Genomic DNA, 25,918 nt, shown 5'->3' on the forward strand with positions numbered 1-25,918 from the left:
CGGCTCAGCCGGGAGGAGCCACCTGCGGCTCGAGCAGCGTCGTCAATTTGTCCAGGGGACTGATGACCGCGCGCACCGTTCGAGTTGCGACCGTGGTGTAGAAAGCGGTGGTCTCAAGGTTCGCATGCCCGAGCAGAGCCTGGATGATCCGAATATCGACGCCGTCTTCCAACAGATGCGTGGCGAAGCTGTGCCGCAGAGTGTGAGGGCCGACCCGCTTTTTGATACCCGCAGCCTCGGCAGCATCGACAACGATCCTATGGAGCTGTCGCGTACTGAGCGGCTTGAGATAGTGCATGCCCGGGAACAGCCAGCCATCGGCGTGCATGACGCCTTGCTTGCGGCCAACCGTCCACCACTCACGCAAAAGGGCAAGAAGGTCAGCAGGCAGGAGCGCATTGCGATAACGCCCGCCTTTACCGCGCTCCACTCTCAGGAGCATGCGCTTGCTGTCGACATCGCGGACCTTCAGCATCGTGACCTCAGCGGCGCGCAAGCCAGCGCCATACGCAACGGACAGTGCAGCCTTGTGCTTCAGGCAGTTGGTCGCGCCGAGTAAGAGCACAACCTCGTCGCGGCTGAGGACAACGGGCAATGCGCGAGGGTTCTTAACCGTGTAGAGCTTGCGGGACAGATCCGGGCGATCAATGGTGTGGGTGAAAAAGAAGCGCAGCGCAGAAACGATGCTGTTCATGGTCGGGATCCCTATGCCCGCCTCGCGCTGTTCGACCTGGAACTGCCGGAGTTCTTCTACCGTCGCAGTATCGGGGGGACGCCCAAGATATGTGGCGAACCTCGCGACATGCCGCACGTAATCGAACTGGGTCTTCCGCGCGAACCGGCGCATGTTCATGTCTTCGATCATGCGCTGACGCAGCGAAGTGACGGGAGCATCAGACAGAATATTGGTCATGGTACGACTCCTTGGTTGAAAGGAGCCGGAATCGTCTGCCTACTCGGGCCAGATCTCAACTTAGACCCAGACCGCCGATCACTGGCCTGACCTCAAGGAAAGCACCACTCCCGCGGCAGCGGGTTCGTACTTGTCCCAATTTAAGCCGGAAGCTATGGTCTCATGGCGCGTCCAGGGGAGGCTGGCGTGCGTGCCGGCGCGAGTGATTTCGCTGCCTCGCGACGCACAAGGTCAATCCCCGTCGATTGCCCGCAGGATTACGGCCGACACCTTGCCGACATCGTCATTCAGGAAGTGGCCGCCGGGCAGCGCGATCCGTGTCACGTTGCGCGCGCTCGCGCTCCAAACGGGGCATAGGCTTTCCGGCTCGGTCTCGCCCTGGATACAGAGCGCGGGCGCCCAATCGAAGCGCCGGGCCGTGGGGACAGCCGGGCCATCATTGCCGAAGTTGAAGGCGCCGCCCGGCGTCGCCCGGAACGACAGCGTGTCCTGCGGGACGATGAGGGCCGCAAGCACGATGCGCTGCCGATCGGCGTGGGGCAGGTCGGCCAGACCCGTCACGAGGAGATCGGCGCCGAAGGACTGCCCGATCACCACAAGGCGGCGCGCGCCCGGCTCGGCGAGCGCGCGGCCGATCGCCTGGCGCACGAGCGCCCGCGTTTCCTGCGGCGATCGGCGATGGGCAAAGGCGCTGAGCGAGTTGACGCCCAGGACCGGGATCCCGGCCGCGGCGATGCGCCTTGCGATTCTGGGCCCCATGCCGGTGTTGAACCCAAGGTCACCGGAGAAAAACAGGGCGACCGTGCCGTCTTGCCTTGCGGACGAAGTGCTCGCCGGCACCCGGCTGTAGATCGGCCCGGCCGGATAGCCCAGAAAATGGCAATATCCCGCGGCCGCGGCGATGAGGAGCAACGAGACCAGCAGCGCGGCGCGGACCCATCGCCGCGCAGGAGACCGGCCGCTCATTTGCCGCCGATCAGCGCCTGGAGGTCGAACAGCGCCCTGGCGAGCGCCGGGCCTTGCGGCCCCGCGATGAAGCGCGGCTCCCAGACAGGCGAGAATTTCTCCTTGTAGCTGCGCAGGCCCTCGAAGCCGTAGAGCGCTTGGCCGTGATGGTAGAGAAGCGCGCCGAGCCGCGCCCAGAGCGGCGCCAAGCGGCGCGCCTCCAGGCCGGACAAGGGGGCGAGGCCGAGGGTGAACCAGCGATAGCCCTGCCCATGGCCCCATTGCATCAGCCGCACGAACAGATAGTCCATCGTGCCATAGGGCATGTCGGCATCGTGGCGCATCAGGTCGATCGACAGCTCGGAGTGATCCTGCGTCGCCCAGATATTGGCGAAGGCGACAATCTTCTCCTCGCGCAGGACGACCGCGCAGTCGAAGCGGGCGAGATAGGCGGGGTCGAAGCGGCCAACGCTGAACCCCTTTTCCCGGTGGCCCTTCTCGCGCAGCCAGCTTTCGGAAATCTCCTGCAGCCGCGGCAGATGCGCGGCAAGCTCGTCTCGCGCGATGATCGCGAAGCGCGCGCCTTCCTTCTCCGCGCGGCGCACCGCATAGCGCAGCGGCTTGGCCGCCGGCGTGTCGAGCGTGAAGGCGGCAAGATCGACCCGCGCTTCTTCGCCATATTTGACGATCTGCAAGCCCAGGTCGATCGCCCCGGGCAAGGCCTGCAGGCTGATCTGGTAGAGCAGCAGCCGGCCCTGCGCGGCGTCCGCCCCTTCGCGCAGCTGCCAGAGGAGTTCGCTCCATTCGGCAGGATCGCCGACCGGATCGCCCATCACGATCCAGCTGGCTCCGCGCACCTGGTACATGACGAAGGCGCGGCCGGACGTCGAGCACAGGAAGCGCTTGTCGCCCGTATAGGCGAGATTGGCATCGGTGCGGCGCGTGAGCGCCATCGCTTCGCCCTGCGGCGGCTCGAGGCTGGCGAGCCCCGGGCCCGCCACGGGGGCCGGGCGCAGCAGCCGCCAGACCGCGAGGGCGGCCAGCGCGAGGCCCACGCCGAGGCTGGCGCGCAGGAAGCGCGAGGCGTCGCCATGCTCCGAAAAGCGCCAGAAGAGATCGGTGCTGTAGGGCACGCGCTTATAGGCGAAGAAGCCGACCCAGATCGGCAGGCCGATCATCAGCGCCACGCTCGCGAGCCAGCTCGGCGTCAGCACTTCCTGCGTCAGCCGTGTCCGGCGGTAGAAGGCGCCCCGCGTCCAGCGCAGGACGCCCGCGAGCAGCAGCATGAGGATCGCCTCCTCATAGTCGAGGCCCTTGGCGAGCGAGACCAGCGCGCCGATGAGCAGCAGCAGGCCTGTCAGCCAGGCCGCCCCATCGAGCCGCCGATAAAGGCCCGCCGACACCAGGAGCAGCGCGGCCCCCACGACGCTGCCGGCGAGATGCGATATTTCCACCAGTGGTAAGGGCAGGATCGCAGCGAGCGCCGCCATGCGGTCGTGCTCGGCGGGCAGCGCGCCCGAGACCAGGAGGACCATGCCGCCCAGGAAGACGAGGGCCGCGACCAGCGTCGGCGCTACTCCCGAGGCGATCGTCTGGGCACCGTGCAACGTCGCGGCCATCGGCCGCCGCCAGCGCGTGCCTTCCTGCACGGCGATGATGACGCCTGCGATCAGCAGGGGCAGGATATAGTAGACCAGCCGGTAGCCGAGCAGCGCGGCGATGAGCTCCGGGCGCGGCGTTCCCGGCAGGGCTGCCACGATGACCGCTTCGAAAACGCCGAGGCCGCCCGGCACGTGGGTTACGAGTACCGCAATGATCGCCAAGATGTAGCCGATGAAGAAGACCGGCCAGTCGGCAAGACTGGCGCCCGGGACCAGCACCAGCAGGGCCGCGCTCGCGGCCATGAGATCGACCGTGGCGACGCCAAGCTGGGCGAACGCGGTCCGGTAACCCGGGATCCGCAAATCCCATTTCCAGATCCGGACAGTCCGGCCCGAGGGTCCTGACCAGGCAAGCGCACCGATGATGAGGGCAAGGAGCGCGATGCCACTTGCTCGCCAGACCCAGGGCGAGGGCGCGAAGTCGGCAAAGCCGGGGCCGCCGGGAAAAAGCGCCAGCATCGCCCCGGCAAGCGTAAAGACGCCGCCCCAGAAGGTCAGCCCGGCGATCGCGACCACACGGCCCACATCGCCCGCGCCCAGGCCGTGCGCGCTGTAGATCCGGTAGCGGGCCGAGCCGCCGGTGAAGAGCGCGAGGCCCAGATTATGGCTGAGCGTATAGCTTGTGAACGAGGCCAGCGCCGCGACGCGATAGGGCAGGGGACGATCGATCGCGCGCAGCGCCAGTACGTCGTAGAGCGTCAAGGCCAGATAGCTGATCGCGGTAAGCCCCGCCGCCGCGAGCAGATGGAGGACGCCCACTTGCGCCCAGGCTGCCCGGATGTCGTGCATGTGCACTTCGCGCAGGAGGTGCGACAGCGCGAAGAAACCCATCGCGGCAAGCAGGAGAACCACCGCCACCGGGACGATGCTCTTGAGCCGGTCCATTTGCGCTTTTCCGATCACCCGCACCCCTCTCGAAGACGGGACCACCTTATGGAGACGGCGCGGCGCCGAACAGCGAAATTGGAGCGGCGTTTACGGGTGCCGCCGCCGGCACCCCGCTGGCGACGAAGACGACCCGGGGAATCCCGGCCCGGAAAAGGGGAGGGGGATCGGAACTGTGATGCTGCCGAAGGGGCAGCTGTCACAGGAGCATACCCTCATGTCCGATCTCTTCGCCGCCGCCGCCGCATCCGACCGCCTTGCCGCCCAGGCCCTGCTCCCCCTGCTGCGCAGCGGGGCCCCCATCACCCGCCGCCAGCTCAACGAAGCGATGACGAGCGCCTTTGGCGGCAGCGACGCCGACGGCCGCTGGACACAGCGCGACAGTTTCGAACTCCTGGAGCACGCGACCGCCCTCTATCTGCGCGAGAAGCCCTATGCTCTCGAGAGCTTCGCCGACGTGACGCAGGCCCATGCGCTCGTCCAGCGCCTGCCGACCCAGACCGTGCGCAGCGAAGCGCAGATCGCCTGGCAGCAATTCTCGACGCCCGCCGATATCGCGGCGCTCGCGGTGCTGCTCGCCGACGTCGGGCCGCAGGACGTGGTGCTCGAACCCAGCGCGGGCAATGGTCTTCTCGTCGCACAGCTCGGAGATCATCGGTCGCTGCAGCTCAACGAACTCGATCCCACGCGGCGTTCGCGCCTGGCGGCCCTGTTCCCCGAAGCCCTCATCACCGGGCATGACGGCGCCGCGATCGGGTCGCTCATGGCCCGGCAGGAGCGGCCGAGCGTCATCCTGATGAACCCGCCCTTCTCGCGCTCGCTGGGCCGCGGCGCCGACGACCTAGCCGCTGTCCGGCACCTCCAGGCGGCACTGCGCCACCTTGCCCCGGCTGGACGCCTGGTCGCGATCATGCCCGACTGGTTTGGCCCCAGTGCGCGCATGCACGACCATTTCGAAACCGTGCTGCGCGAGGCGAGCGTACGGACATCGCTGCGGCTCGAAAAATGCTACACCAAGCATGGCACGAGCATCGCCGTGCGGGTCTTCGTCATCGACAAGGTCGCGGGAAACGCGCCGCCCGCCGTCATCCAGCGCGCATCGGTCGAAGAACTGGCCGCGGTCCTCACCGTGCCGCCGCGTGCCGCGCCGCCCGTCGTGGCAGCGCCCGTCCGCGCGGCGCCGGTGTCCGGCAAAGGCATCTCGCTCTTCCGCGCGGTCAAGAGCGCTCCGGTCAAGCCGCGCGCCTATTTCGCACCGGCGCGCAACGACGTCCTCCCGGTCGATTATGAACGCCTTGAGGCCCCGGCACCGCTGCTGGAGCAGACCGGCGTCTATCTGCCCTATCGGCCGAGCCGCATCGTATTTGACAAAGCGGGCGAGCACCCGACCGCACTCGTCGAATCCGTCGCGATGGGATCGATCGCCGCTCCCATCCCGCACTATGTGCCCCGCTTGCCCGAGCGCACCGTGTCGGAACGCCTGCTGTCGGCCTCCCAGCTCGAAACCGTCGTCTATGCGGGCCATGCCTGGTCGCAGACCCTCCCGGGCCGCTTCAACCCGGACAGGGAGGGCGTCGGGCTCGTGCTCGCCGAGGACGGGCGGACCTATCGCAAGGGCTTTTTCCTGGGCGACGGCACCGGGGCCGGCAAGGGCCGGCAGGTCGCGGCCTGCATCCTCGACAACTGGCTGCAGGGCCGGCGGCGCAACATCTGGGTCACCAAGAACGAGCCGCTGCTCGAAGATGCGCGGCGCGACTGGACCGCGCTCGGCGGGGTCTCGGCCGATGTGCAGCCGGTCGGCAACTGGAAGATCGACGAGCCCATCACCCTCGAGCAGGGCGTCCTGTTCGTCACCTATCCGACCCTGCGCTCAGCGCGCGGTGAACATAGCCGGCTCAAGCAGATCCTCGACTGGGCGGGCGAGGATTTCGAGGGCGTCATCTTCTTCGACGAAGCACATGAGATGGGTGGCGTCGCTGGTGGGGAGGGGGCCCTTGGCGCCAAAGCCGGCTCGCAGCAGGGCATCTGCGGCGTGCTCCTCCAGAACCATCTACCCGGCGCGCGCGTCGGCTACGCTTCGGCCACCGGCGCCTCGGACATCAACAATCTCGCCTATGCGGTCCGGCTCGGGCTCTGGGGGCCCGAAACCTCCTTCCCCGATCGCGAGCAGTTCATCTCCTCGATCCGGCAAGGCGGCATCGCCGCGATGGAACTGGTCGCCCGCGATCTCAAGGCCAGCGGCCTCTATCTCGCCCGCGCCCTGAGCTTTGCCGGGGTCGAATATGACATATTGAAGCACGAGCTGACCCCGGCGCAGATCGAGATCTACGACATCTATGCCGATGCCTGGGCGATCATCCATCGCAACATGGAGGCCGCCCTCGAGCTGACCGGCGTGGTCGACGGCCTCGAAGGCAATACGCTCAACAGCGGCGCCAAGGCCTCGGCACGCTCGCGCTTCGAATCGACCAAGCAGCGCTTCTTCGGACAGGTGCTCCTGTCGATGAAACTTCCCACCGTGATCGCGGCGGCCGAGCAGCATCTCGCCGAAGGCAAATCGGTGGTCATGCAGCTTGTCACCACGGCCGAGTCCATCCTCGACCGCCGCCTGGGCCAGCTCGCCCCGGACGAGCGCGCCGAACTCGATATCGACCTCAGCCCGCGCGAATATGTCATCGACTATCTCGAACGCGCCTTTCCGACCCGGCAAATGCGCGTCTTCACCGACGACACCGGGGCCGAGCGCTCGGTGCCGATGGACGACGAGAACGGCAATCCGGTCTATAATCCGCAGGCGCTCGCGGCGCGCGCCAATCTCATCGAGCAGCTTTGCGCGCTACCGCCGATCACCTCCGCGCTCGACGGGCTTCTCAATCATTTCGGCCATGACAATGTCGCCGAGATCACAGGACGCACCAAGCGGCTGATCCAGGCGAGCGACGGGCGCCAGAAGCTCGAGACCCGCTCGACCCGAACCAGCCAGGCCGAGGCCGCCGCCTTCATGGGGGGCCTCAAGCGCATCCTCATCTTCAGCGACGCGGGCGGGACTGGCCGCTCCTATCATGCGAGCCTCGATGCGGTGAACCAGGAGCAGCGGGCCCATCTCCTGCTCGAACCCGGCTGGCGGGCCGACCGGGCGATCCAGGGTCTGGGGCGCACCCATCGCACGCATCAGGCCTGCACGCCCCTGTTCCGGCCGGTAACCACCGACTGCAAGGGCGAGCTGCGCTTCACCAGCACCATCGCCCGGCGCCTCGATACGCTGGGCGCGCTGACACGGGGGCAACGCCAGACCGGAGGACAGAATCTCTTCGACCCCGCCGACAATCTGGAAAGCAGCTACGCCTGCGCGGCGCTGACGAGCTGGTTCCACCTCCTGCATCTCGGCAAGCTCAAGAGCACCACGCTCGCCGAGTTCGAGGAGCGCACCGGCCTCGAGCTCACCGACAAGGACGGCGTGCTGAAGGACGAGCTGCCGCCGATCCAGCGCTGGCTGAACCGCTTGCTTGCGCTCCCGATCGGGTTGCAGAACCGGATCTTCGAGGAGTTTCTCGCTCTTGTCGAAACCCGGGTACAGGCCGCACGCGAAGCGGGGCGGCTCGACGTCGGCGTGGAGACCATGCTCGTCGATACCGCGACGATCATCGACGACACGATCCTGCGCACCGATCCGGTCAGCGGCGCGACCTCCCACCTCCTCACGATCGAGGTGGCGCGTCGCAAGACGCCTGTCTCGCTTGAGCGCATCCTGCGCATCGCTGAAAGTCATCCCCGCCACGCCTTCCTGCGCAATGCCAAGTCCGGCCTGGTCGCACTGCAAGTGAAGGCCCGCGCCCATATGGAAGAGAAGGACGGGACGCCCATCCCTCGCATCGAACTCATGCGCCCGACCCGCAATGATTATATGCGCCTTGCCGATCTTGCCGAAACCGCCTGGTCACCGATCGACGAGGAGACCTTCCGCGCGCTCTGGGCCGCCGAGGCCGAAGCGGCGGCGGCGCAGGTCGATACCGAGACGATCCGGCTCGCGACCGGGCTCCTGCTGCCAATCTGGTCAGCGCTTCCGAGCGACCATCTCGTCGTCAACCGCATCGCCGACCAGAGCGGCCAGTCCTGGCTCGGCCGCATCGTCTTCGATGATCATGTCGTGCAGCTCTACACCAAGCTCGGCCTCGATCGCGCCGAGAACCTGCCGCCCGGCGATATCGTCAAGTCCGCGCTCGGCGGACGTAGCGTCGAACTGACGCAGCCGTTCCCGATGGCGATCAAGCGCGCTGTGGTGAACGGTCTGCCCCGCATCGAACTGGTGGGCGCGCCGCCCGCGCAGCTTGCCTATCTCAAATCGCTTGGCTGCTTCACCGAGATCATCAGCTACCGCACGCGCGTGTTCGTGCCGGTGGAAGGCGCTGCCGACATCCTCGGCCGGCTGCTTAGGCCAGAGGCCCGAGCGGCATAGCCACGATCAGGCTCGCGGCATCCGGCTCGATTTCCAACCCCGCCAGGGGCTGGGTCAGCAGCATGGCCGCGAGCGCCGCCTGGGTCGTCGCCGCGCCAGCCTTGTCGCCCGCCTGTTCGAGCAATTGAACTGCCTTGCGGATCAGGCCGACCGCAAGCGCCCTCTTGTCATGTACCGCGTCCATCGCATCCACTCGTGCTGGTGCCATGGGCCTAGGATAGCATAAGCCCCGCCGCCCGCTACGGGGTGATGTGGCTGGCCGTCCGATCAAAGCGTCGCGAGTGGCCCTTTCTCGATAAAATCCGGCCATGTGCTGCCATAGTCGCGCAGCAGCGCGGACGAGCAGATCACCGTCATGGCGCTTCCCGCCTGCTGGCGCTTGAGGCGGGTGAGACCTGCATAGACCAGTGCGAGCGACCGCTCGCCCGCATTCTCGTCCACATAGATCACCAGGAGCGGCGATTCCCAGCCCTTGAAGCTGTGCAGGGTCGTGGCCTTCACGCGAGCGTCGCCCATGTAGAAGGCCATCTTTTCGCGCCGGCGCTCCTGCATGTCGGGCGCGAAGGTGGCGACGCTGGCAATGTCGCGGTCGGCGAGCGCAGAGACGACCATCGCGCCTACCGAGGCGTCGGCGGCAAGGAAGGTGATATCGGCATTGGCCAGGGCCTTCCCCGTCCGCCGCATCATTCCGACGATCTCTGTGACGCAGGTCTCGATTCTGTGCTGCGACGTGCACTGCACCCAGCGCAGGGACACCGGGAACAGATCGAGCGATGCTTGTGGCGGACTGGGCAACTCAACGCCCTCTTCCGGCAGAAAGCTGGTCACGAAGCTCTGGATCAGCGGCAGGGTGGCGGGCGGCAGGCGATAGCTGACGTCGAGCTGCGCCCAGGCGCCACGAAACCCCGCGCCCGCCATTGCCTCGTTGGTCCAGGCCTGGGCCGTCCCATAGACATCCTGCGTGGCATCTGCCGCAAGGATCATCTCCCCGCCAGGCTTCAGAAACCGTCGCAGCGTATTCCACCAGAGTGGGCGATAGTCCTGCCCTTCATCGACCAGGATCGCGTCGTAGCGCGGGCTGTCCTCCTCGGCCGCGGCCGAAGCGACAAGGCTGGGAAGGGCAGCTTCCATCACCGATGCGCCGTCTCCGCTTTTCCACAGCTCGTCATAGGCCTCGCTCCACCCCACCTCCATGCAGACCTGCTTGCACCAGCTGTGGAAGTTGACGAACACGACATTGCGGTGGCCCCCGCGCACCTTGAGCGCGCGCACGACGAGATCGCGCAGATAGTGCCAGAGGGTGATGTTGAAGGTCGCGACCAGCACCGACTTTCCCTCGTCGGCAAGGCGCGCGGCCCGCGCTGCGAGGACGAGCGACTTGCCCGACCCGGCGGGCCCCTTGATCCGGCGATAGCCGCTCTCGGTTCGGGTCTCGGCTAGCTGCCGCTGGTTTGCGTCCATCTCCAGCGGTCGGCGCTGCGTGACCGAGAAATCAGGTTCCACCAGCCATCCACGCAGGTCGGCCGCGATGTCCTCGCGCATGAGCATCGAGTGCCGGCGCTGCGATTCCGGCATGATCAAATCGATCCGGCCGGCGGCGAGCTCCACCCGACCGCTGACCGGTTGATAGCGCGCCAGAGGATCATTCTCATCGCGCGTCAGGAAGCCGGCGAAGAGGTCGCGCACGCGCCGGCTGTCGGCGAAGGGGAAAATCACGCCCGCCGTCACCGCGGCAAAGCCGGCATTCTGCTTCAGGCGAGAGCAGTAGAGCTTGTAGACCGCATCTCGGTAATGATTGACCTTGGTGACGGGGTTCTGCGCCGCAAGGGAAAAGCTCTTTCCGTCCTTGCGCCCGTGCAGGTCCCGGCCGCCGGCGGGCACGAAATAGTGCATCGCATCGAGGTTCCAGTCCTTTACCTCGAAGACGGCGATTCCCACCGAGCGGTTTAATAAAACGAAGTCGGGGCGCAGGCCGTTGAGATGCGGCTGGCAATAAATCTCCCATTCCGGGTCGAGATGCGCGTCGAAAAACTCGAGGACTACGCGCTCGCCGGGCGTCAAGGGTTGGCGCAGTCGGTCGAGATCCTCCCGTGGAGGAGAAATGATCCGGTTTCTTCTCAACGCGATGCCCCGCCAATTCCCGCAATCCTCCTAGGGAAGAGGTGGAGGGTTTCCAATCCCTCGAGGCCCGGCGAATGGCCTAATCGCTGCTGAGCGGAATAGCCGCGATGAGCGCGGCGCTTTGCGGATCGAGCTCTTCGCCGGGCTGGAGGGGCCGCGCCGCGAGCGCCACATCGAGCGCATGTTGCAGCCGCGCCGCCGTATCCCAGTCCTCGGCCTTTTCCAGAAACACCATCGCCTGCCGCATGAGGCCTATCGCGATGCCCCGGCTGTTCGTGTCTGCCATGCCCATATCCTCGAGCTCCCGGTTGAACCGTGGGAGAGGGGCGATTGGCCTGTCGTCCGAACTCCCGCGCACTGGACGCGGGAGCCGCCGGACCTCGCAACATGTGAACACACATGCGCCGTCACCTTTAACCCGAAGGTCTGGACATGCGCGACGGCAGCCCGGAAACCGATGGTTTTCGAGTTGCTTGTGTTCACGGACTTGCGAGGTCCGGCGCTGCCCTTTGCGCAGCGCATCCCCGCCCTAACAGAGGGGCCGGGAGCGGCCAACCGGTTCCTTTTCCTGACCCGGTTCCCGGCGTCGTTGACAGGTGTCGGCGCCCCGTTCCGCGTGCCTTGGCGATCGCTGTCGCACCATAGGCCGCCGCCCCCGGTCGGACGGCCGAAGCGGCCGAAACGGCCAGCGGCGGGGCCGCTGCAAAGAGAAGGGGGGTCGGAAGGGGTGTCCCGGGATGGTCCGGGCATCAAGGAGACTTCCAGTGATCGACAGCGTCAAACTCAACAAGCTCCGCCTCTCGCCGATCAATGTGCGCAAGGTTTCGGAAGACCGGCTGCGTCTCGACGAACTCACCCCCGACGTCGAGGCCCGCGGCATCCTGCAGAACATGCTGGTGACCCCGGCCAAGCCCAAGGGCACGTTCGAAGTGCTCGACGGGGGACGGCGCTGGCGCGCGCTGATGCGGCTGGTCGAGGCGGGCACGATCGTCGCGGCCGACTATGACGTGCCAGTGCGCGTCATCACGGGCGATATCGCGCATCTGAGCGAAACGTCCTTCGCCGCCACCTATCACCAGCTGCCGCTCACCCCGGCCGAAGAATGCCGCGCCTATGAGCATTTCATCGGCAAGGGCGCCGACATCGACGGGGTCGCCAAACGCTTCGGCAAGACCCGCCGCTTCGTCGAAGGCCGCCTGCGCCTGGCCTCGCTGGCCGAGCCGATCTTCGACGCGCTGGCCTCGGGCGCGATTACGCTCGACATCGCCAAGGCCTATGCCTCGACGGAAAGCCACGACAAGCAGCTCGATGTCTGGAGTACCTACGGCCAGAACAGCTACGTCAACGCCGATTCCATCCGCCGCGTCATCGCCAACGACGCCCTTAAATCCAACGAACCGATCGCGCTCCTGATCGGCGAGGACCGCTATGCGGCCGCCGGCGGCCGGGTCGATCGCGACCTCTTCAGCGAGGGCGGCGACCGCTGGATCGATCCCGAAATCGCCAAGGGCGTCGCTGCCGAGATGATGGAAGCCGAGGCCAAGCGCATCGGCGAGGAATCCGGGCTCGCCTGGATCCGGCCGATCGCGAGCAGCTATGCCTATAACCACGCGCAGGATCTCTACCGCGTCATGCTCGATCCGCCCGAACTGACCGACGAGCAGGCCGCGCGCCTGGAAGCGATCGAGGCGCGGCGCAGCGAGCTCGAAGAGCTGATGCAGGACGAGGCGCTCGACGACGATCAGTTCAAGGCGCTCGACAGCGAGGACGACGCGCTGATGGCCGAGGCCGAAGCCATCGAGAACCGGCTGCCGGTGCTGCCCGACCAGCTCAAGCCGCATGTCGGCGCGTTCCTCCTGCTGACCCCGCAGGGCGAAATGCGCCTCGACACGCAGTTCTTCAGCGAACAGCCCATCCAGCGCATCGATGACGAGGCGCAGGGCGAGGGCGAGGAGGACGATTGCGAGGGCGGCGAAGAGGGCGAGCGCCTGGCAGGCGGTTTCCGCATCGGCGGGACCGACAAGGAGGCGCCCAGCCTGCCCGAGGAAGCCGTGGGTCCGGGCGGCAAGCCGCTCAGCGCCCGGCTCTACGACGAACTCGCCATGCAGCGCCGTGACATTCTGGCGGCCTCGCTCCTCGCCGAACCCGCGCTCGCGCTCGACTATGCCCTCTTCACGATGATCGACGCGCGCAGCCAGTCCACGCGTCATACCGGCTACCACAGCGTCCACTATGGCTCGACGCTGCGGGCCGGAGCACCGCAAGACCCGATCTCGGGTGATATGCCGGTGACCCGGGCGCGGCAGTATCTCGCCGAGGCCCATGACGGACTCGACGCGGCCTGGACGGAACCAGCCGATATCGTGGAGCGGTTCGAGGCCTTCCGCGCGCTCGGCGACGACGCCAAGGCAGCCTGGCTCGCCTACATCGTCGCCGTCTCGCTCGAGGCCAAGGGCGGTTTCAAGGCGGAACAGATCCCGCTGCAGAACCGCCTCGCCTCGATCCTCGAGATCGATGTCGCCGCCTGGTGGCGACCCACCGCGGAGAATTTCTTCGACCGGGTCAACAAGGGCACGATCCTCACCCTGCTCAACGATGTCGGCGGGGGCTCGCTCACCGCGCGCCATGCCACACTCAAGAAGGGCGAGATCGCCGCGAGCTGCGAAAAGCTCTTTGCCGGGGAGTCGATCGTCGAGCCCGACGTCAAGGAGGCGGCGCTCGCCTGGGTCCCCAATGCCATGCGCTTCCTGGATCGCGTGGCGGAACAGGCGGAGGAGCCCCTCGATGCGCTTGGCGACCTGAACGTGGCCCAAAGCGACGGGGCTGATGACAGCGAGACCGACGACGGTGACGCAGTGACCGCCGCGCCGACGGCCTCCGCGCCGGCCGAGGCCGACGAAGACGAACTCGCCGCCGCCGAGGCCTGAGCCTCAAATCCTGTCCGCAAGCGACCACCGGCGTGTCCTCGCGCCGGTGGTCGTCTCGTCTGTGAGGAGTTTTCCACCATGTCCAAGCCTGCACGAACCGGCCGGGATGCCGCGGCCGAAATCAGCGCCATCATCATCGATCGCCTTGAAAAGGGCGTACCGCCCTGGACCCGGCCCTGGCGCACGAGTGGCAGCGGCGGCCGGCCGCTCCGGCACTGCGGCACGCCCTATACGGGGATCAACAATCTCCTGCTTTGGGCGCTCGGCGACATGCACGGCTACCGGTCGCGCTACTGGATGACCTATCGGCAGGCGAGCGAGCTCGGCGCGCAGGTCCGCCGCGGCGAGCAGGGCGCCCTGTCGGTCTATTATTCCTCGTTCAAGAAGACCGAGACGGACGCCGCGAGCGGTGAGGCCGTGGAACGCAGCATCCGCTTCCTGCGCCATTACATCGTCTTCAACGCCGACCAGATCGATGGCCTGCCCGGCTATTATTACCCGCCCGAGGTGCCGGCCACGCCGCTGACCCCCTCTTTGCGGCAAGCGGCGATCGACAGCTTCTTCGCGGCGATCCCCGCCGATGTCCGTCATGGCGGCAACGGCGCCTTCTACTCGCCGACGTTCGACTATATCCAGATGCCCAAGCGCTCGAGCTTTATCTCGATGGACCATTATGCGAGCGTTAGGGTCCATGAAACGGGGCATTGGACCGGCCATGGCGACCGGCTCGCGCGCACCTTCGGCAAACGCTTCGGCGACAAAGCCTACGCATTCGAGGAACTTGTCGCCGAGATCACCGCCGGGCTGGTCTGCGCCGAGCTTGGCCTCCCCAACGAGTTGCACGACAGCCACGCGAGCTATGTCGGCCACTGGCTCGGCATCCTCAAGGCCGACAAGACCGCCATCATCCACGCTGCGTCCAAGGCCGAACAGGCCTTCGCCTATCTGACGGCGTTCGGCGAGGCCGGGCAAGCGGGCAGCGCCGCGCCGCCCGCACTTGCCGCGGCTGCATGAGGTGGCCGCCATGACCCTTGAAACCAAGATCCTGGCCTGCCTGTCGACGGCCCATCTCTCAGCCGAGGTCGCGGCGGAACTCGACGCCATCCTCGCCTATCCGCCGCCGCTCGCGGCCCGCCTCAACCCTGCGCTGTGGCAGGCGCATATCCTCATGGACCGCTGGCTGGATTATGGCTGGTTCATCTGGGTCGCGTCGCCAGCCCGCGCGCATATGCCCGGCTCGCTCAAGGCCTGCCTCGACCTCGCCGAAGCGTCCGGCGCCGCCTGGCTGCAGTTCGACCGCGACTGCGCGCCAATCGCCGAACTTCCGGTCTACGACTGGTAATCCCCTCTCATCCAAGGAGAACCCTCATGGGTTGGCTCACCATGTCCCGCCATTCGATGGGCGGGCACGCGACTGCGAAAGCCTATCTCGACGACCAGTTCACCTATGAGCGCGACCATCCCGAGGGCGGCACGCGCGGCCTCAAGGTGCTCGCCTCGTCCTGCCCTGCAAACCGCGTCTATTATGCGGCCGCTCAGGTGACGCGCGACGGCATCGGCGGCGAGGTCTTCGCCATCGTCTGCCTCGTCCTGTGGAACCCACGCAGCGCGAGCGGCGAGCATTTTGGCTACAAGGACATGACGGAAAATATGGGCCCCTGCGAGGCTGCCTGTCCCGCCGCGATCCTCGATCTTCTGACACCGACCACGAACGAGCATGCGCTCGACTGGCGGCATCGCTGCCGCGAGGCGCTCGCCCGCCGTTCCCGAAAGATCGAGACCGGCGCGCGCATCAAGCTGCCCGCGCCGGTCCGGTTCTCCGACGGGCATGTCGGCGAAGAATTCATCGTCGACCGGATCGGCCGCCGCGTCATCCTGCGCGATCCCGAGACGCGCATGCCCTACCGGATCAGCCGCTTCATGGACCAGGCCTGGACGATCGTCCCGGAGACCAAGGTCCACAAGACCCTCTTCGCCTGAGCGCTCTTGCCTCCCGTCCCTCCTGCGAAGACAAGGATCTGACCATGTTACCTTTTTCCTTTCCCCGGTCCGCCAAGCGCGACCTCCTGTGCAGCCGGCAGAATGCCGAACGCGTCGCTGCACGTCTGTTCGCCGCCGGCGGCGGGCCGATCAGCGTCGTGCGCACCGGCGATCTTCTCCAGCCCTACCGGGTGGCCCTGGTCCCGGCTCGCTATGAGCAGGTCGAGACGGTCATGGTATCATGATGGGTGGCAAGGTCATGCTCGCGAGCGTCTTTGCAGCCCTGCTTATGGGCTCCAGCCTGTCGGACGCCCAGAGCTTCCATGCGCGCGGCCGCGCGCTCGACGGCGATACGCTCGCCGTCGATATCCGCCTGCTCGGGATCGATGCCTTCGAGACAAGGCAGATGTGCGAGCGCTGGAATGGCTGCTGGTCGTGCGGCAAGGCCGCGCAGGATCTCGCAGCGCGGGCTCTGCGCGATGCCGAGGCGGTCATCACGCTGACGCCCTCATCAACCTATGGCCGCCCCGTCGCCACCGTGACCGTTCGCGGCGCTGACCTCGGCGAGACGCTGCTCCGCGCCGGGCTTGCGATCCCGCAAGCGCAGTATCTTCGCCGCGATCCCGCCCGCCGCGCGCGCTATGAGGCGGCCTTCGCCGACGCCCAGGGCCGCAGGGCAGGGGCCTTTGCCGGCACCTGGCTGCCCCCCGCCCGATGGCGCAAGGGCGAACGCCTCACCTGCGAGCGCCGACAATAGTCCCTTTTCCGCAAGGCCTGGGCGTTTGAAACGCGTGGCCCACCCCGTACGGCACCAGGTCGAACCCGGTGCCGTCGATGGGCTTTGCCGATGAGGTGGTTTCCAAGGACCTGTCGCATGGTTACGTCCTCGTCCCAATCGCGCGCGATCACGCTGATGGTCGGGCTGCCGCATCTTCGCTCCGGCCCGCTGCTCGCCCGCGCGCGCAGCCTTGCCCTGCCGGTCCTCGTCTCCGCCAATGCCTTCTCCCGTTGGGTGGACGCAAGGCAGGGGCGTGAATGGGCCGGCTGGAAACTCCAGGACCTGGAGAATGCGGCCGGTCTCCACAGTCTTTGCCTGGACAGCGCCGGGTTCAGCGCCATGGCCCACTATGGCGGCTATCCCTGGACCATCGACGCCTATGTCGCGCTCGCGTCCGCCTTTCCCTTTCGCTGGTGGGCGAGCCTCGACTATTGCGTGGAGCAGGAGGTTGCCCGCGACCGCGAGGAGGTCCTCGACCGGATCGCGCGCACCGTCCGGGCCAATATCGAATGTCATGCGCGCGCTGTCGATCGGAATATCGCCAGCACATTCCTGCCGGTCATCCAGGGCCGCCTGCCGCAAGATTACGAACGCTGCGCCACTGCGCTCGCGGGGCTTGTCGAGCGCCATCCCCTCATCGGTGTCGGATCGATGTGCCGACGACCCATCCATGGCGACGCCGGTCTTATTGCGGTGGTCGATCATCTCGATCGCGTCCTGCCGCCAGCGGTGCGGTTGCATCTCTTCGGCGTCAAGGGCGCGGCCATTCCCTTCCTCAAACCCTTCGCGCGCCGCGTCGCCTCGATCGACAGTCAGGCCTATGGCATCGCAGCGCGTAGCAAGGCGCGGGTGCATGGTTGTCGAAAGTCGGATGACCTCGTCGCCGACGAGATGGAGCGGTGGGTCGAGCAGCAGCGGGCGCGGCTACGCCAGCCTGCCCGCGCCCTGCCGATCGCGGCGCCAGCCATAGCGCCGCCGCTGCGGTTCGATCCCTGGGAAGAGGCGATCGCTAAGGCGCGGGAGGATCTGCGGGCGCTCATCGAAAGCGGCGACCTCGATCATGATGCGCTTGTGACCGGATGGGTCGAGCAATGGGCCGCAGACCAGCTGCACGCCGAGCCTTGATGCCGATCACCAAGCACGGCGCCGGACGCGGCGCAGCCCTGCAGCTCAGGATTTGACGACTGGCTCCGCCCACCAGGACGCACCTTGGGCGAAATCGGCACGGCTCTCGACGAGGGGGCCGTCGGGCTCCGCCGCGACATAGGGGTTAGTCAGCGGCAGGATCGTTCGCTTTTCACGGTGGATCTGGCCCGCGATCCGGCCGCGCCGCTCGAGCAGATCCTCCAACCAGGCGAGGTCGTCGAGCATCTCGACCACGCCGCGACCCGCCAGGCAGAAATAGATCGTCCGCTGAAAATCGTCGGCCTGCGGGTTGGACAGCAGGCTTGCGAGCTTCCGTTTGCCTTGCGCCAGCCCCTCGTGGATCCACTGGGCCGCCTCGCGGATCTCGCGCACGGCATAATAGGCATCAAGCGCATCCATGCCGATGGCCGCATTGGCGATCATCCGGCGCGTCGGCCGATTGTCGGGATCGAGCGCGGCATCCCGCAGCGTGATGTCGAGATCAAACCGGTCGAGAAAAATGGACATGCTCATGGCGGAAACTCCCTTCGCGTGGGAACGTACCGTGAACATCTGGCATGGTCAACATGGTCGGCATCGACCTGGGTCAGGCCTTGTCGGCCGCATGGGCGAGTTCGCGATGGACGGCCCTGGCGAGATTGAGGTCATAGCTGAGCGCGCTGCTGACCGGGAGGCTACGCACGCCCAGGGCCTGGAGCGTATAGTTGAGGTCGGGCGTCACCGCCGCGCCGGCCGCTTCGATCGGCAGGTCCCAGGGCCGAAGCGGCGAGACCGGCCACCGCACGCCCTCGGCCTCGCGCATCAGCGTATCGCCATGCAGGCAGAAGGCGGACGGATCGCAGCGATAGTCCATGTCGATCCGGGCCGCGATCGTGCTGTCGCCCGCGTCGCGCGCGACGAAGGCCCGGTGACGCCCCTCCATGACCTGATACAGAGCGGGAAGCCCTGACACTGTCAGGCGTCGTACCTTCACGGGCAAGCTGTCCCGCGCGTCCCGGCGGTCGCGCACGGCTCCGACCAGCCGGTCGAACCGGACCGGCTGGGCTAGCACGTAGCGCAGTTCGATTGCGGCCGCCTCGGGCGGCGCGACACTGCCACGGGAAAAGGCGGTGGCGCAGACGGCCCGCGCGAAAAGATCGACCTGAAACGGTCCTATGACGCTGAAGATGCCGGTCGCATCCGGTCCCGCCATCTCGTTCGCGCGCTCACCAAGCTCAGGATGTCCCGGGATGCGCAGGTCCGACACGCCGCCACGCAGGCATTCCATCATGTCGATGCCCATCGCCTGAGTCCTCTCCATTTCGGAGGAATTTTATACCTTGCCGAGGCCTCTGACTATCCGGCGGTTCTTTCCCCTGGCCGCACCGGAAAGGTCCGCAATCTGCAAGGACCGCCCGGCGCCAGGCGCCGGAAAAAGGGGAGGGGGGCCGGGAGGACGAGCGACGTGGATCGCTTGGCCCCTCGGAGACTTTCCCCATGAGCTACGATGTTGCGTTTCGCCACCAGCAGGCCCTCGACCCTAGCGCGCTCTGCACCGTCACCACCACATTGCACGCGATCGGCGCCGCGATCACCGACTGCCGCAACGCTGGCAAGGACGCTGAGATCGACCCCGCGGTCATCCTCCTTATCCGTCACCTGTCGCAGGTGTGCGAAGCCCGGCCGCCCAGCACTCTCCTGCGCCGCGAATGCCTGGACGCGATCGCTGAAATCCGGCGGCATCCTGTGCTCAAGACGCTCGCCTATCGCGGCGTCGCCTATGACGAGCCCGCCAAGCGCCTCTTCCACAGCGAGGGACGGATCGCGATGCGGCGGCTCGCCGAAGCGCTGGATCTGGCCGAGGGCAGTTTCGATGTCCGCTCCAACAAGGGCGGCGTTGCCGTCTCCGGCGAAATCACGCTCCACGGCGAGGACATCTGGGTCCAGCTCAGCCTGGGCCTCATGGGACCGGACCGCGAGATCCTCTACCGGCGCGTCCACGGCCGAAGCGACCATATCGGCGAGCGCAACCATTATGCCTCGATCCGCGACCTCATGGCGCCCGATCGCTTCGCCCGGAAGATCCGCCGGGATCTCAATCTGGCACCCGCCACCCCATCGGACGGCCGGCTGTTCGCCTGACCTCAGGCCGGCGGCGGGGCGACATGGCCCAGCCACCGGGCGAGCAAATGCGCCATCGTGGCGCGATAGTCAGAGGGACTGTCGGGTTCGGCCGTCGCTTTCCATCCGCATTGGCACTGCACGGTGCGCACCGCGTCATGGGGCGGCGCTGCGTAGACGATCATATGCGCCCTGAGCGGCATCTTTCGTTTCCCCCCGCGGCGCGATGCTGCGCGCGCGCGGGGCGGCTGTCCACATTTTTGTCAGTAGTGCCCGCCTACGGGCAGACTCCCTGAAAGGACACCTCATGCACCGCGTGCCTAATGACGCGGCACATTGCCGCGTGCCCGACAGGATCGAGCTCGATCCGCAGGCACCCATCATCCTCGCCTACGGCGTCGGAGTCGATTCCACCGCGCTCCTTATCGAGCTGCATGCGCGCGGCGAAACGCCCGATCTCGTCCTCACCGCCGACCCTGGGGCCGAAAAGCCCGATACGTATGAATATCAGTCGATGATGGCCGCCTGGATGGCGGCCCGGGGCATTCCCTATGAAGTCGTCGCTTACCGGCCCAAGCGCTTCAAGCACTATCCGCCTTATGCGACGATCCTCACCAACCTGCTGGCGAACGCGACGCTGCCGAGCATTAGCCTGGGCCGTCACAGCTGCTCGCTCAAATGGAAGGTCGCGCCCCAGGACGCCTTCCTCAAGCAATGGCCGCCGGCCAAGGCCGCCTGGGCGGCGGGCGGGAAGGTCGTGCGCCTGATCGGCTACGATGCCTCGCCCGCCGACGCGCGCCGCTACCGCCATGCCGCCGGGATCGACGACCCGCTGTTCGAGTGCCGCTATCCGCTTCGCGACTGGGGCTGGACGCGCGCACGCTGCGAGGCCCGGATCACGCAAGCTGGCCTGCCGGTCCCGCCCAAATCGTCCTGTTTCTTCTGCGGCGCCATCAAGCCCGACGAGGTCCGCGCCTTGCCGCCCTGGTGCCTGCGGCTCATCGTGCTCATCGAGGCACGCGCCGCCCCGCGTCTCCACACGGTCGAGGGGCTCTGGCGGCGCTCGACCCGGACGCGACCGGGGCGGATCACCGACTTTATCCGCGCCGAGCGGCTGCTGCCCCAGGCCGAGATCGGCGAGATCCTGCGGACCGCTCCCACCGAGCTGCTGCGCTTCCAGGACGCGGCCGCGCTCGTGCCGTCAGCGAACGGCCGACCATGGAGCAATGGCTCGCCGACTTTACTGCAGGGCAGGCCGCAAGCCGTCTCTAGGCAGCCGCGCGGCGCTGCGCCATCGCGCGACATGTGCACCGCGCGCCCACAGCATACCCACCGGTTATGCCGCCTTTGACCACAAGCTTATTCACTAAGGAGGTCATCCATGCGCCCCATCACGCCTGCCACGCCCGAGCACGGCCAGGCCATCGCCAATGCCGTGGAGCGCCTGCGCGAAGCGCGCACGCTTTTGCGCCAAGCCGGCGCGCGCCAGGCGGCGGCCGCCGCCGGAAAGGCGATCAGCAGCGCTGAAGGCGCGGCCCGGCATGTCGCGCACCGGATCCGGCGCACGAGCACGTGACGCCCGCGCTCTCGCGGGATGCCTTGTTGCAGTCAAGCGCCATGCGACCAATGTCTAGGGCTTTGGCGCCGTGGCCATAACCAGGCTTTCGTCATCTTGCGGTACAAGTGTGCATGGATTCGCACACAACACCCGGGCTCTGGTCGCTCGACTTCGAAGCAGGACTTGCGGTCTGCGCTCAAGGTACCCTTCGTTTCGAGCGCCGCGGCGACGCCGGCGTCACCCTCGCGTTCGTGGGCGATGCGCCCCTTTCGCTCGAAGCCCAGTGTCTGCTGGCCGGCCACGCCGTCGCAGCCATCGAACGCGCCTATCGCCTGCGGCGTCTCCCGGGCGCTTCCCGACAAGAACAGCCGCCCTTTTCTCCGCGTCCTACTGCCCCGTGTCGCCGACCGCGCACCGCATCCCCAGATCGGCCAGCGCTTCCTTGAGCAGACCGCCGGTATAGGGTTTGGCGATGACGGCGATGCAGCGATCCTCGGCAAAGCGCGCCGCGAGCGCCTTGGCGCCTGCATCCGCTGCGATCAGGATCGGGAGATCGGCATGAAGCGCCCGCAGTTCGGCGGCCACCAGGTCGCCCGGCTTGTCGGGGAGCGCGAGATCCAGCACCACGGCATCGAAGCGCCCCTGCGCCGCCCGGACCGTCATCAAGGCCTCGGCCGCCGTCGCGGCCTCGTCGGCCGTATAGTCGACCCCGGCCAGAGATTCGGCGACCAGCGCCCGCACCATCGGATCATGGTCGACCACCAGCACGCGCTTGGTGCGGCCGGCCTCTAGCATGTCGCGCAGTTTCATGGCCAAGGCCTGGTAGGTGAAAGGCTTGGCGATCATCTCGACGCCTTCGTCGAGCCGGCCACCATGGGTGATGGCGTTGCGCGTATAGCCCGAGGTGTAGAGCACGCGCAGATCGGGCTGGCGTCGCCGCAGCTCGTCCGCGAGCTCGCGGCCCGACATGCCGGGCATGACCACGTCGGTGAACAGCAGATCCACCGAAGTTCTCTGCCGCTCCATCAGCGCGAGCGCCGAGGGCCCGTCATGGGCTTCGAGCACCCGGTAACCGAGTTCGCGCAGGCACTCGACCGTATAGGCGCGCACATCGTCATCATCCTCGACGGCAAGGATTGTCTCCCGGCGCGGGCTGGTCTCCAGGTCGGTCACCTGCTCCGCGGCCGGCTCCACCTCGGCGTCGCTGACCAGGCGCGGCAGGTAGATCTTGACGGTGGTGCCCTGGTTTTCTTCCGAATAGACCTTCACATGTCCACCCGACTGCTTGGTGAAGCCGTAGACTTGCGAGAGTCCCAGGCCCGTGCCGCGACCCACCTCCTTGGTCGTGAAAAAGGGTTCGAACACCCGGGCCAGCGTCTCGCGCGTCATACCCTCGCCGGTATCGGTCACCGCGATCACCACATATTGGCCAGGCGCCACCTCGGCATGCTGCGCGCTATATTCGTCCCCCAGCCGCGCGTAGGCGGTCTCTATCGTCAGCGTTCCGCCCTGGGGCATCGCGTCGCGCGCGTTGAGGGCCAGATTGAGGATCGCATTTTCAAGCTGGTTCTGGTCGGCCTCGATCCGCCAGAGCCCCGGCGAGGTAACGATCTCGAGGCTGACCATCTCGCCCAGCGAGCGGCCGAGCAGATCGGACATGCCTGCGACCAGCCGGTCGGCATCGGTCGGCTTGGGCGCCAGCGGCTGGCGGCGCGAGAAGGCGAGCAATCGGTGCGTGAGCGCCGCCGCGCGTTCGCCGCCCTTCATCGCATTGTCGAGCGCGCGGCGTGCGCGCGGATCGTTGACGCCCGCCGCCTCGAGGGCCCGGCCGGCCATGTCGATATTGCCGGTGACGATGGTCAGCAGATTGTTGAAATCGTGCGCGATCCCGCCGGTGAGCTGGCCGACCGCTTCCATCTTCTGGCTTTGCCGCAAGGCCTCTTCGGCTTTCTCGCGCTCGGCCACGGCCGCCGCGATCCGGCGTTCCAGATCGGCATTGAGCGCGCGCAGGTCGTCGACCGCATTGGCCCGCTCGACCGCGTCCCACACCCGCGCGGCCACTTCCTCGATGAGCGCGACCTCCGCAGGCTGCCAATCGCGCACCTCGTCCTGGTTGACGTAGAGCGAGGCGCGCAAGACGCCCTCGCGGATCAATGGAACGGCGACCAGGCTCGCGATCCCGAAGTCCGCGAGGCCGATGCCCGCCGTGCCGGAGTCGGCTTCGACATCCCGATAGACCGAGGTCTGCCCCGCACGCAGGTTCGCGATATTGCCGGGACCGAAAGCGCTGATCGGATGGCTACCGGCCAGCGGCGCCACCCCATCGCAATATTCGGTCTCGAGATCGACCATCTCGCCGTCCCGGCGCACCATGCCATAGCCGACCCGCGATGCGCCAAGATGAGGCCCCAGGATATTCACGGCGCGCTGCATGATCTGGCGCGGATCGATCTCGCTGCGCAGCGCGTCGACCAGCTCCAGTCGGAATGCCTGCCGTCGCTCCTCGGCCTTTTCCTCGGCGGTCCCACGCGCCTCGACCACCGTGCCGACGGGCCGGCCCACCTCGTCCAGAACCGGACTTGCGCTGTAGGCGATGGGCAGGATCGTGCCCGCTTGGGTGACGAATATCGTCTCGCCCTCGATCTGCTGTCCGTCTTCGAGGACCGTGTCGAGCGGCAGCGCAGTCCCGGCACCCGGCTGGGCGACCCCTTCCGGCGCGATCAGATGATCAAGCGTACGGCCTTCAAGCGCGGCCACATCATGTCCCGTCAGTGTTTGCGCCGCAGCATTGGCAAAGATGCACTTCGCGCGCTCGTCGAGCAGGAACACCGCCATGCGCGTATTGGCGAGGATCGCTTCCAGGCGCTGCTGGTCGCGCGCAGGGCGCGCTCAGCCCGGCGACGCTCGCTGAGGTCGAGCATGGCGCCGATCATGCGGATGGCGCGTCCCGTCTCGTCCCGGATGATATGCCCGCGGTCGAAGACGTCGGCGCTGCCGTCAGCGCGCCGGAAGCGATACTCACCGGTCCAGCTTTCCGCTTCGCCTTCGATCGCCTCATGGATGGTTGTGTCGACCCGCTCGCGGTCTTCGGGATGGATCTGCTCGAGCCACCATTCGCCAGTGGGGCTCACCGTCTCGGGCGCATGGCCGTAGCCGACTTCGAGCGCTTCGTTCCACAGCACATGGTTGCTGGCGAAATGCCAGTCCCAGATCGCATCATTGGTGGCGCGCGCGGCCAGGCGATAGCGCTCCTCGACCTCGCGTAGCGCGTCCTCGGCCCGCTTGCGGTCGGTGATGTCGAAGGTGACGCCCGGAAAACGCGTCGGCGTTCCCGCCGCATCGCGCAGGCAGCGACCCCGGGCGACTACCCACCGGACCTCGCCGTTGAGGTTGCAGACCCGGTATTCGGCATGGAATTCATCTTCGCCGTCCACCGCCGCGCGGATGCGCGCGCTGATCGCCTCGCGATCGGCGGGATGGATGCCGGCGATATATTCCTCGAGCGACAGGCCGGCGGCGGCCCGCTCGGCCGCGATGCCGTAAAGCCCGGCAAATTGCGCGCTGGCGCGAACGACGTCGCCAGGGACGTCCCAGTCCCAGGTGCCGATGCCGCCCGCCGCTTCGAGCGCGAAGCGGAACTGCTCCTCCGCCTGCGCCAGCGCGGCCTCGGCTTCCTTGCGCGCGGTAATGTCGATCGACGAGCCGATCATGCCGGTGATCGCACCGGCTTCGTCGCGCAAGGGCGCCTTGGTCGAGAGCCAGATCGCGCGGCGCCCGTCGGGGAAGCTGACCAGTTCCTCCACCTGTTCCGCCACGCCTGAGGTCATCACCCGTTCGTCGGTTTCGGCAACCGCCGCCGCTTCCGCCGCAGAATCGAGGAACTCCGCATCGCTTTTGCCCAGGATCTCGGACAGCGGCTTGCCCACCAGTTCGGCGACGCCGCGATTGGCGACGATCATCCGTTTCTGCCGGTCCTTGGCATAGACGACGCCGGGAACCGCGGCGACAAATGTCTCGAACAACTGCAGCGTGCGCTCGCGCTCGGTCACATCCTCGAACGAGCAGATCGCGAGCAGGGGCTGGCCGTCATCGCCGCGCACGCGCGAGGCGCTCACTTCCAGGCGGCGCAGTTCGCCGTCCCCTCGGCGATAGAGCATTGGCTCGCGGGTTACCGTTTCGCCCTTGGTGGCGGCCCGGGCCAGCGGATAGTCCTCGGGGCGATAGGCCGAGCCGTCGGCATGCTCGGCGCCGAAGCCCGCATAATCGGCGAGATCGACAGGCGCATGGGCGCTGCCCAATATGGTCTCGCCCGCCTCGTTCAGAAAGACGAAGGCGCCGGAGGGGACCTCGGCAACCGACACCCCGACTGACATCTGCTGCAACGCCGCGCGCATTCCCGAAGCCGCAGTCTCGTTCAAAACACCTAACCCCTCAAAACCTTATGGCAT

At 67.1% G+C, this 25,918-nt stretch carries 21 protein-coding genes and 1 pseudogene; 11 read left to right on the top strand and 11 right to left on the bottom strand.

The window, feature by feature from the left end; translation table 11 throughout:
* Window positions 1-4 precede the first annotated feature (4 nt).
* The 3 genes from SBA_RS23675 to mprF form a co-directional block, all read right to left on the bottom strand.
* Window positions 5-913, bottom strand: coding sequence for a tyrosine-type recombinase/integrase (locus SBA_RS23675; protein ID WP_008833512.1), 909 nt, complete (start codon window positions 911-913; stop codon window positions 5-7).
* Window positions 914-1,144: 231 nt separating this feature from the next.
* Entirely contained in the window at window positions 1,145-1,825 is a 681-nt protein-coding gene (locus SBA_RS23680; protein ID WP_261937540.1) for an AcvB/VirJ family lysyl-phosphatidylglycerol hydrolase, read from the bottom strand.
* Between the two features lie 50 nt (window positions 1,826-1,875).
* Window positions 1,876-4,404, bottom strand: a complete 2,529-nt coding sequence (gene mprF, locus SBA_RS23685) for a bifunctional lysylphosphatidylglycerol flippase/synthetase MprF (RefSeq protein ID WP_008831565.1) — start codon at window positions 4,402-4,404, stop codon at window positions 1,876-1,878.
* Window positions 4,405-4,621: 217 nt separating this feature from the next.
* Here mprF and SBA_RS23690 point away from each other — a divergent pair, with 217 nt between their 5' ends.
* Window positions 4,622-8,860 carry a strawberry notch-like NTP hydrolase domain-containing protein gene (locus SBA_RS23690; RefSeq protein WP_261937541.1) on the top strand — a complete coding sequence of 1,413 codons (4,239 nt, stop codon included), beginning with the start codon at window positions 4,622-4,624 and terminating at the stop codon, window positions 8,858-8,860.
* On the opposite strand, the gene SBA_RS23695 is transcribed toward SBA_RS23690, so the two are convergent.
* From SBA_RS23695 to SBA_RS23705, 3 genes are all read right to left on the bottom strand, one after another.
* On the bottom strand, window positions 8,835-9,044 hold the full coding sequence (locus SBA_RS23695) for a hypothetical protein (protein ID WP_008831244.1): 210 nt from the start codon (window positions 9,042-9,044) through the stop codon (window positions 8,835-8,837). The genes SBA_RS23690 and SBA_RS23695 overlap by 26 nt on opposite strands.
* 83 nt (window positions 9,045-9,127) lie before the next feature.
* Window positions 9,128-10,921: an NERD domain-containing protein gene (locus SBA_RS23700; protein WP_008831243.1), complete on the bottom strand. Its 1,794-nt coding sequence runs from the start codon at window positions 10,919-10,921 to the stop codon at window positions 9,128-9,130.
* Between the two features lie 139 nt (window positions 10,922-11,060).
* Window positions 11,061-11,267 (bottom strand): hypothetical protein, encoded by a 207-nt coding sequence (locus tag SBA_RS23705; protein ID WP_233448269.1) that lies wholly within the window; start codon window positions 11,265-11,267, stop codon window positions 11,061-11,063.
* A gap of 478 nt (window positions 11,268-11,745) precedes the next feature.
* On the opposite strand from SBA_RS23705, the gene SBA_RS23710 reads away from it, so the two are divergent.
* The 7 genes from SBA_RS23710 (at window position 11,746) to SBA_RS23740 (ending at window position 17,791) form a co-directional block, all read left to right on the top strand.
* Entirely contained in the window at window positions 11,746-13,908 is a 2,163-nt protein-coding gene (locus tag SBA_RS23710; protein ID WP_008831241.1) for a ParB/RepB/Spo0J family partition protein, read from the top strand.
* 78 nt (window positions 13,909-13,986) lie between these two features.
* On the top strand, window positions 13,987-14,922 hold the full coding sequence (locus tag SBA_RS23715; RefSeq protein WP_129965674.1) for an ArdC family protein: 936 nt from the start codon (window positions 13,987-13,989) through the stop codon (window positions 14,920-14,922).
* 10 nt (window positions 14,923-14,932) lie between these two features.
* A complete protein-coding gene (locus SBA_RS23720) occupies window positions 14,933-15,250 on the top strand; it encodes a DUF5983 family protein (protein WP_008829631.1) in 318 nt (105 codons plus the stop codon).
* Between the two features lie 26 nt (window positions 15,251-15,276).
* A complete protein-coding gene (locus SBA_RS23725; protein WP_008829632.1) occupies window positions 15,277-15,888 on the top strand; it encodes a DUF6927 domain-containing protein in 612 nt (203 codons plus the stop codon).
* A 44-nt stretch (window positions 15,889-15,932) separates the two neighbouring features.
* Window positions 15,933-16,133, top strand: coding sequence for a hypothetical protein (locus SBA_RS23730; RefSeq protein WP_008829633.1), 201 nt, complete (start codon window positions 15,933-15,935; stop codon window positions 16,131-16,133).
* Window positions 16,130-16,645, top strand: a complete 516-nt coding sequence (locus SBA_RS23735) for a thermonuclease family protein (RefSeq protein ID WP_008829634.1) — start codon at window positions 16,130-16,132, stop codon at window positions 16,643-16,645. The genes SBA_RS23730 and SBA_RS23735 overlap by 4 nt, the downstream gene beginning before the upstream one ends.
* Before the next feature lie 117 nt (window positions 16,646-16,762).
* Window positions 16,763-17,791 (top strand): deazapurine DNA modification protein DpdA family protein, encoded by a 1,029-nt coding sequence (locus tag SBA_RS23740; protein WP_008829635.1) that lies wholly within the window; start codon window positions 16,763-16,765, stop codon window positions 17,789-17,791.
* Between the two features lie 45 nt (window positions 17,792-17,836).
* Here the strand turns inward: SBA_RS23740 and SBA_RS23745 are convergent, their stop codons facing one another.
* Both SBA_RS23745 and SBA_RS23750 read right to left on the bottom strand, forming a co-directional pair.
* The gene (locus tag SBA_RS23745; RefSeq protein ID WP_008829636.1) at window positions 17,837-18,325 is read right to left on the bottom strand and encodes a hypothetical protein; all 489 of its coding nucleotides are present in this window, start codon (window positions 18,323-18,325) and stop codon (window positions 17,837-17,839) included.
* Between the two features lie 73 nt (window positions 18,326-18,398).
* A complete protein-coding gene (locus SBA_RS23750; RefSeq protein ID WP_008829637.1) occupies window positions 18,399-19,094 on the bottom strand; it encodes a hypothetical protein in 696 nt (231 codons plus the stop codon).
* Between the two features lie 194 nt (window positions 19,095-19,288).
* Here SBA_RS23750 and SBA_RS23755 point away from each other — a divergent pair, with 194 nt between their 5' ends.
* Window positions 19,289-19,933 (top strand): hypothetical protein, encoded by a 645-nt coding sequence (locus tag SBA_RS23755; RefSeq protein WP_008829638.1) that lies wholly within the window; start codon window positions 19,289-19,291, stop codon window positions 19,931-19,933.
* A gap of 2 nt (window positions 19,934-19,935) precedes the next feature.
* On the opposite strand, the gene SBA_RS23760 is transcribed toward SBA_RS23755, so the two are convergent.
* On the bottom strand, window positions 19,936-20,115 hold the full coding sequence (locus SBA_RS23760; RefSeq protein WP_037518989.1) for a hypothetical protein: 180 nt from the start codon (window positions 20,113-20,115) through the stop codon (window positions 19,936-19,938).
* Window positions 20,116-20,219: 104 nt separating this feature from the next.
* Here SBA_RS23760 and SBA_RS23765 point away from each other — a divergent pair.
* Together SBA_RS23765 and SBA_RS23770 are read left to right on the top strand one after the other, a co-directional pair.
* Window positions 20,220-21,184: pseudogene (locus tag SBA_RS23765) on the top strand (hypothetical protein).
* Between the two features lie 109 nt (window positions 21,185-21,293).
* A complete protein-coding gene (locus SBA_RS23770) occupies window positions 21,294-21,488 on the top strand; it encodes a hypothetical protein (RefSeq protein WP_008829640.1) in 195 nt (64 codons plus the stop codon).
* A 369-nt stretch (window positions 21,489-21,857) separates the two neighbouring features.
* On the opposite strand, the gene SBA_RS23775 is transcribed toward SBA_RS23770, so the two are convergent.
* Both SBA_RS23775 and SBA_RS23780 read right to left on the bottom strand, forming a co-directional pair.
* Window positions 21,858-24,305 carry a hybrid sensor histidine kinase/response regulator gene (locus SBA_RS23775; RefSeq protein ID WP_008829641.1) on the bottom strand — a complete coding sequence of 816 codons (2,448 nt, stop codon included), beginning with the start codon at window positions 24,303-24,305 and terminating at the stop codon, window positions 21,858-21,860.
* On the bottom strand, window positions 24,239-25,888 hold the full coding sequence (locus SBA_RS23780; RefSeq protein ID WP_129965672.1) for a PAS domain-containing protein: 1,650 nt from the start codon (window positions 25,886-25,888) through the stop codon (window positions 24,239-24,241). Before SBA_RS23780 ends, SBA_RS23775 begins: the two co-directional genes overlap by 67 nt.
* Window positions 25,889-25,918: the final 30 nt, after the last annotated feature.

Origin of the sequence: Sphingomonas bisphenolicum, assembly GCF_024349785.1 — a bacterium.
GTDB lineage: Bacteria > Pseudomonadota > Alphaproteobacteria > Sphingomonadales > Sphingomonadaceae > Sphingobium > Sphingobium bisphenolicum.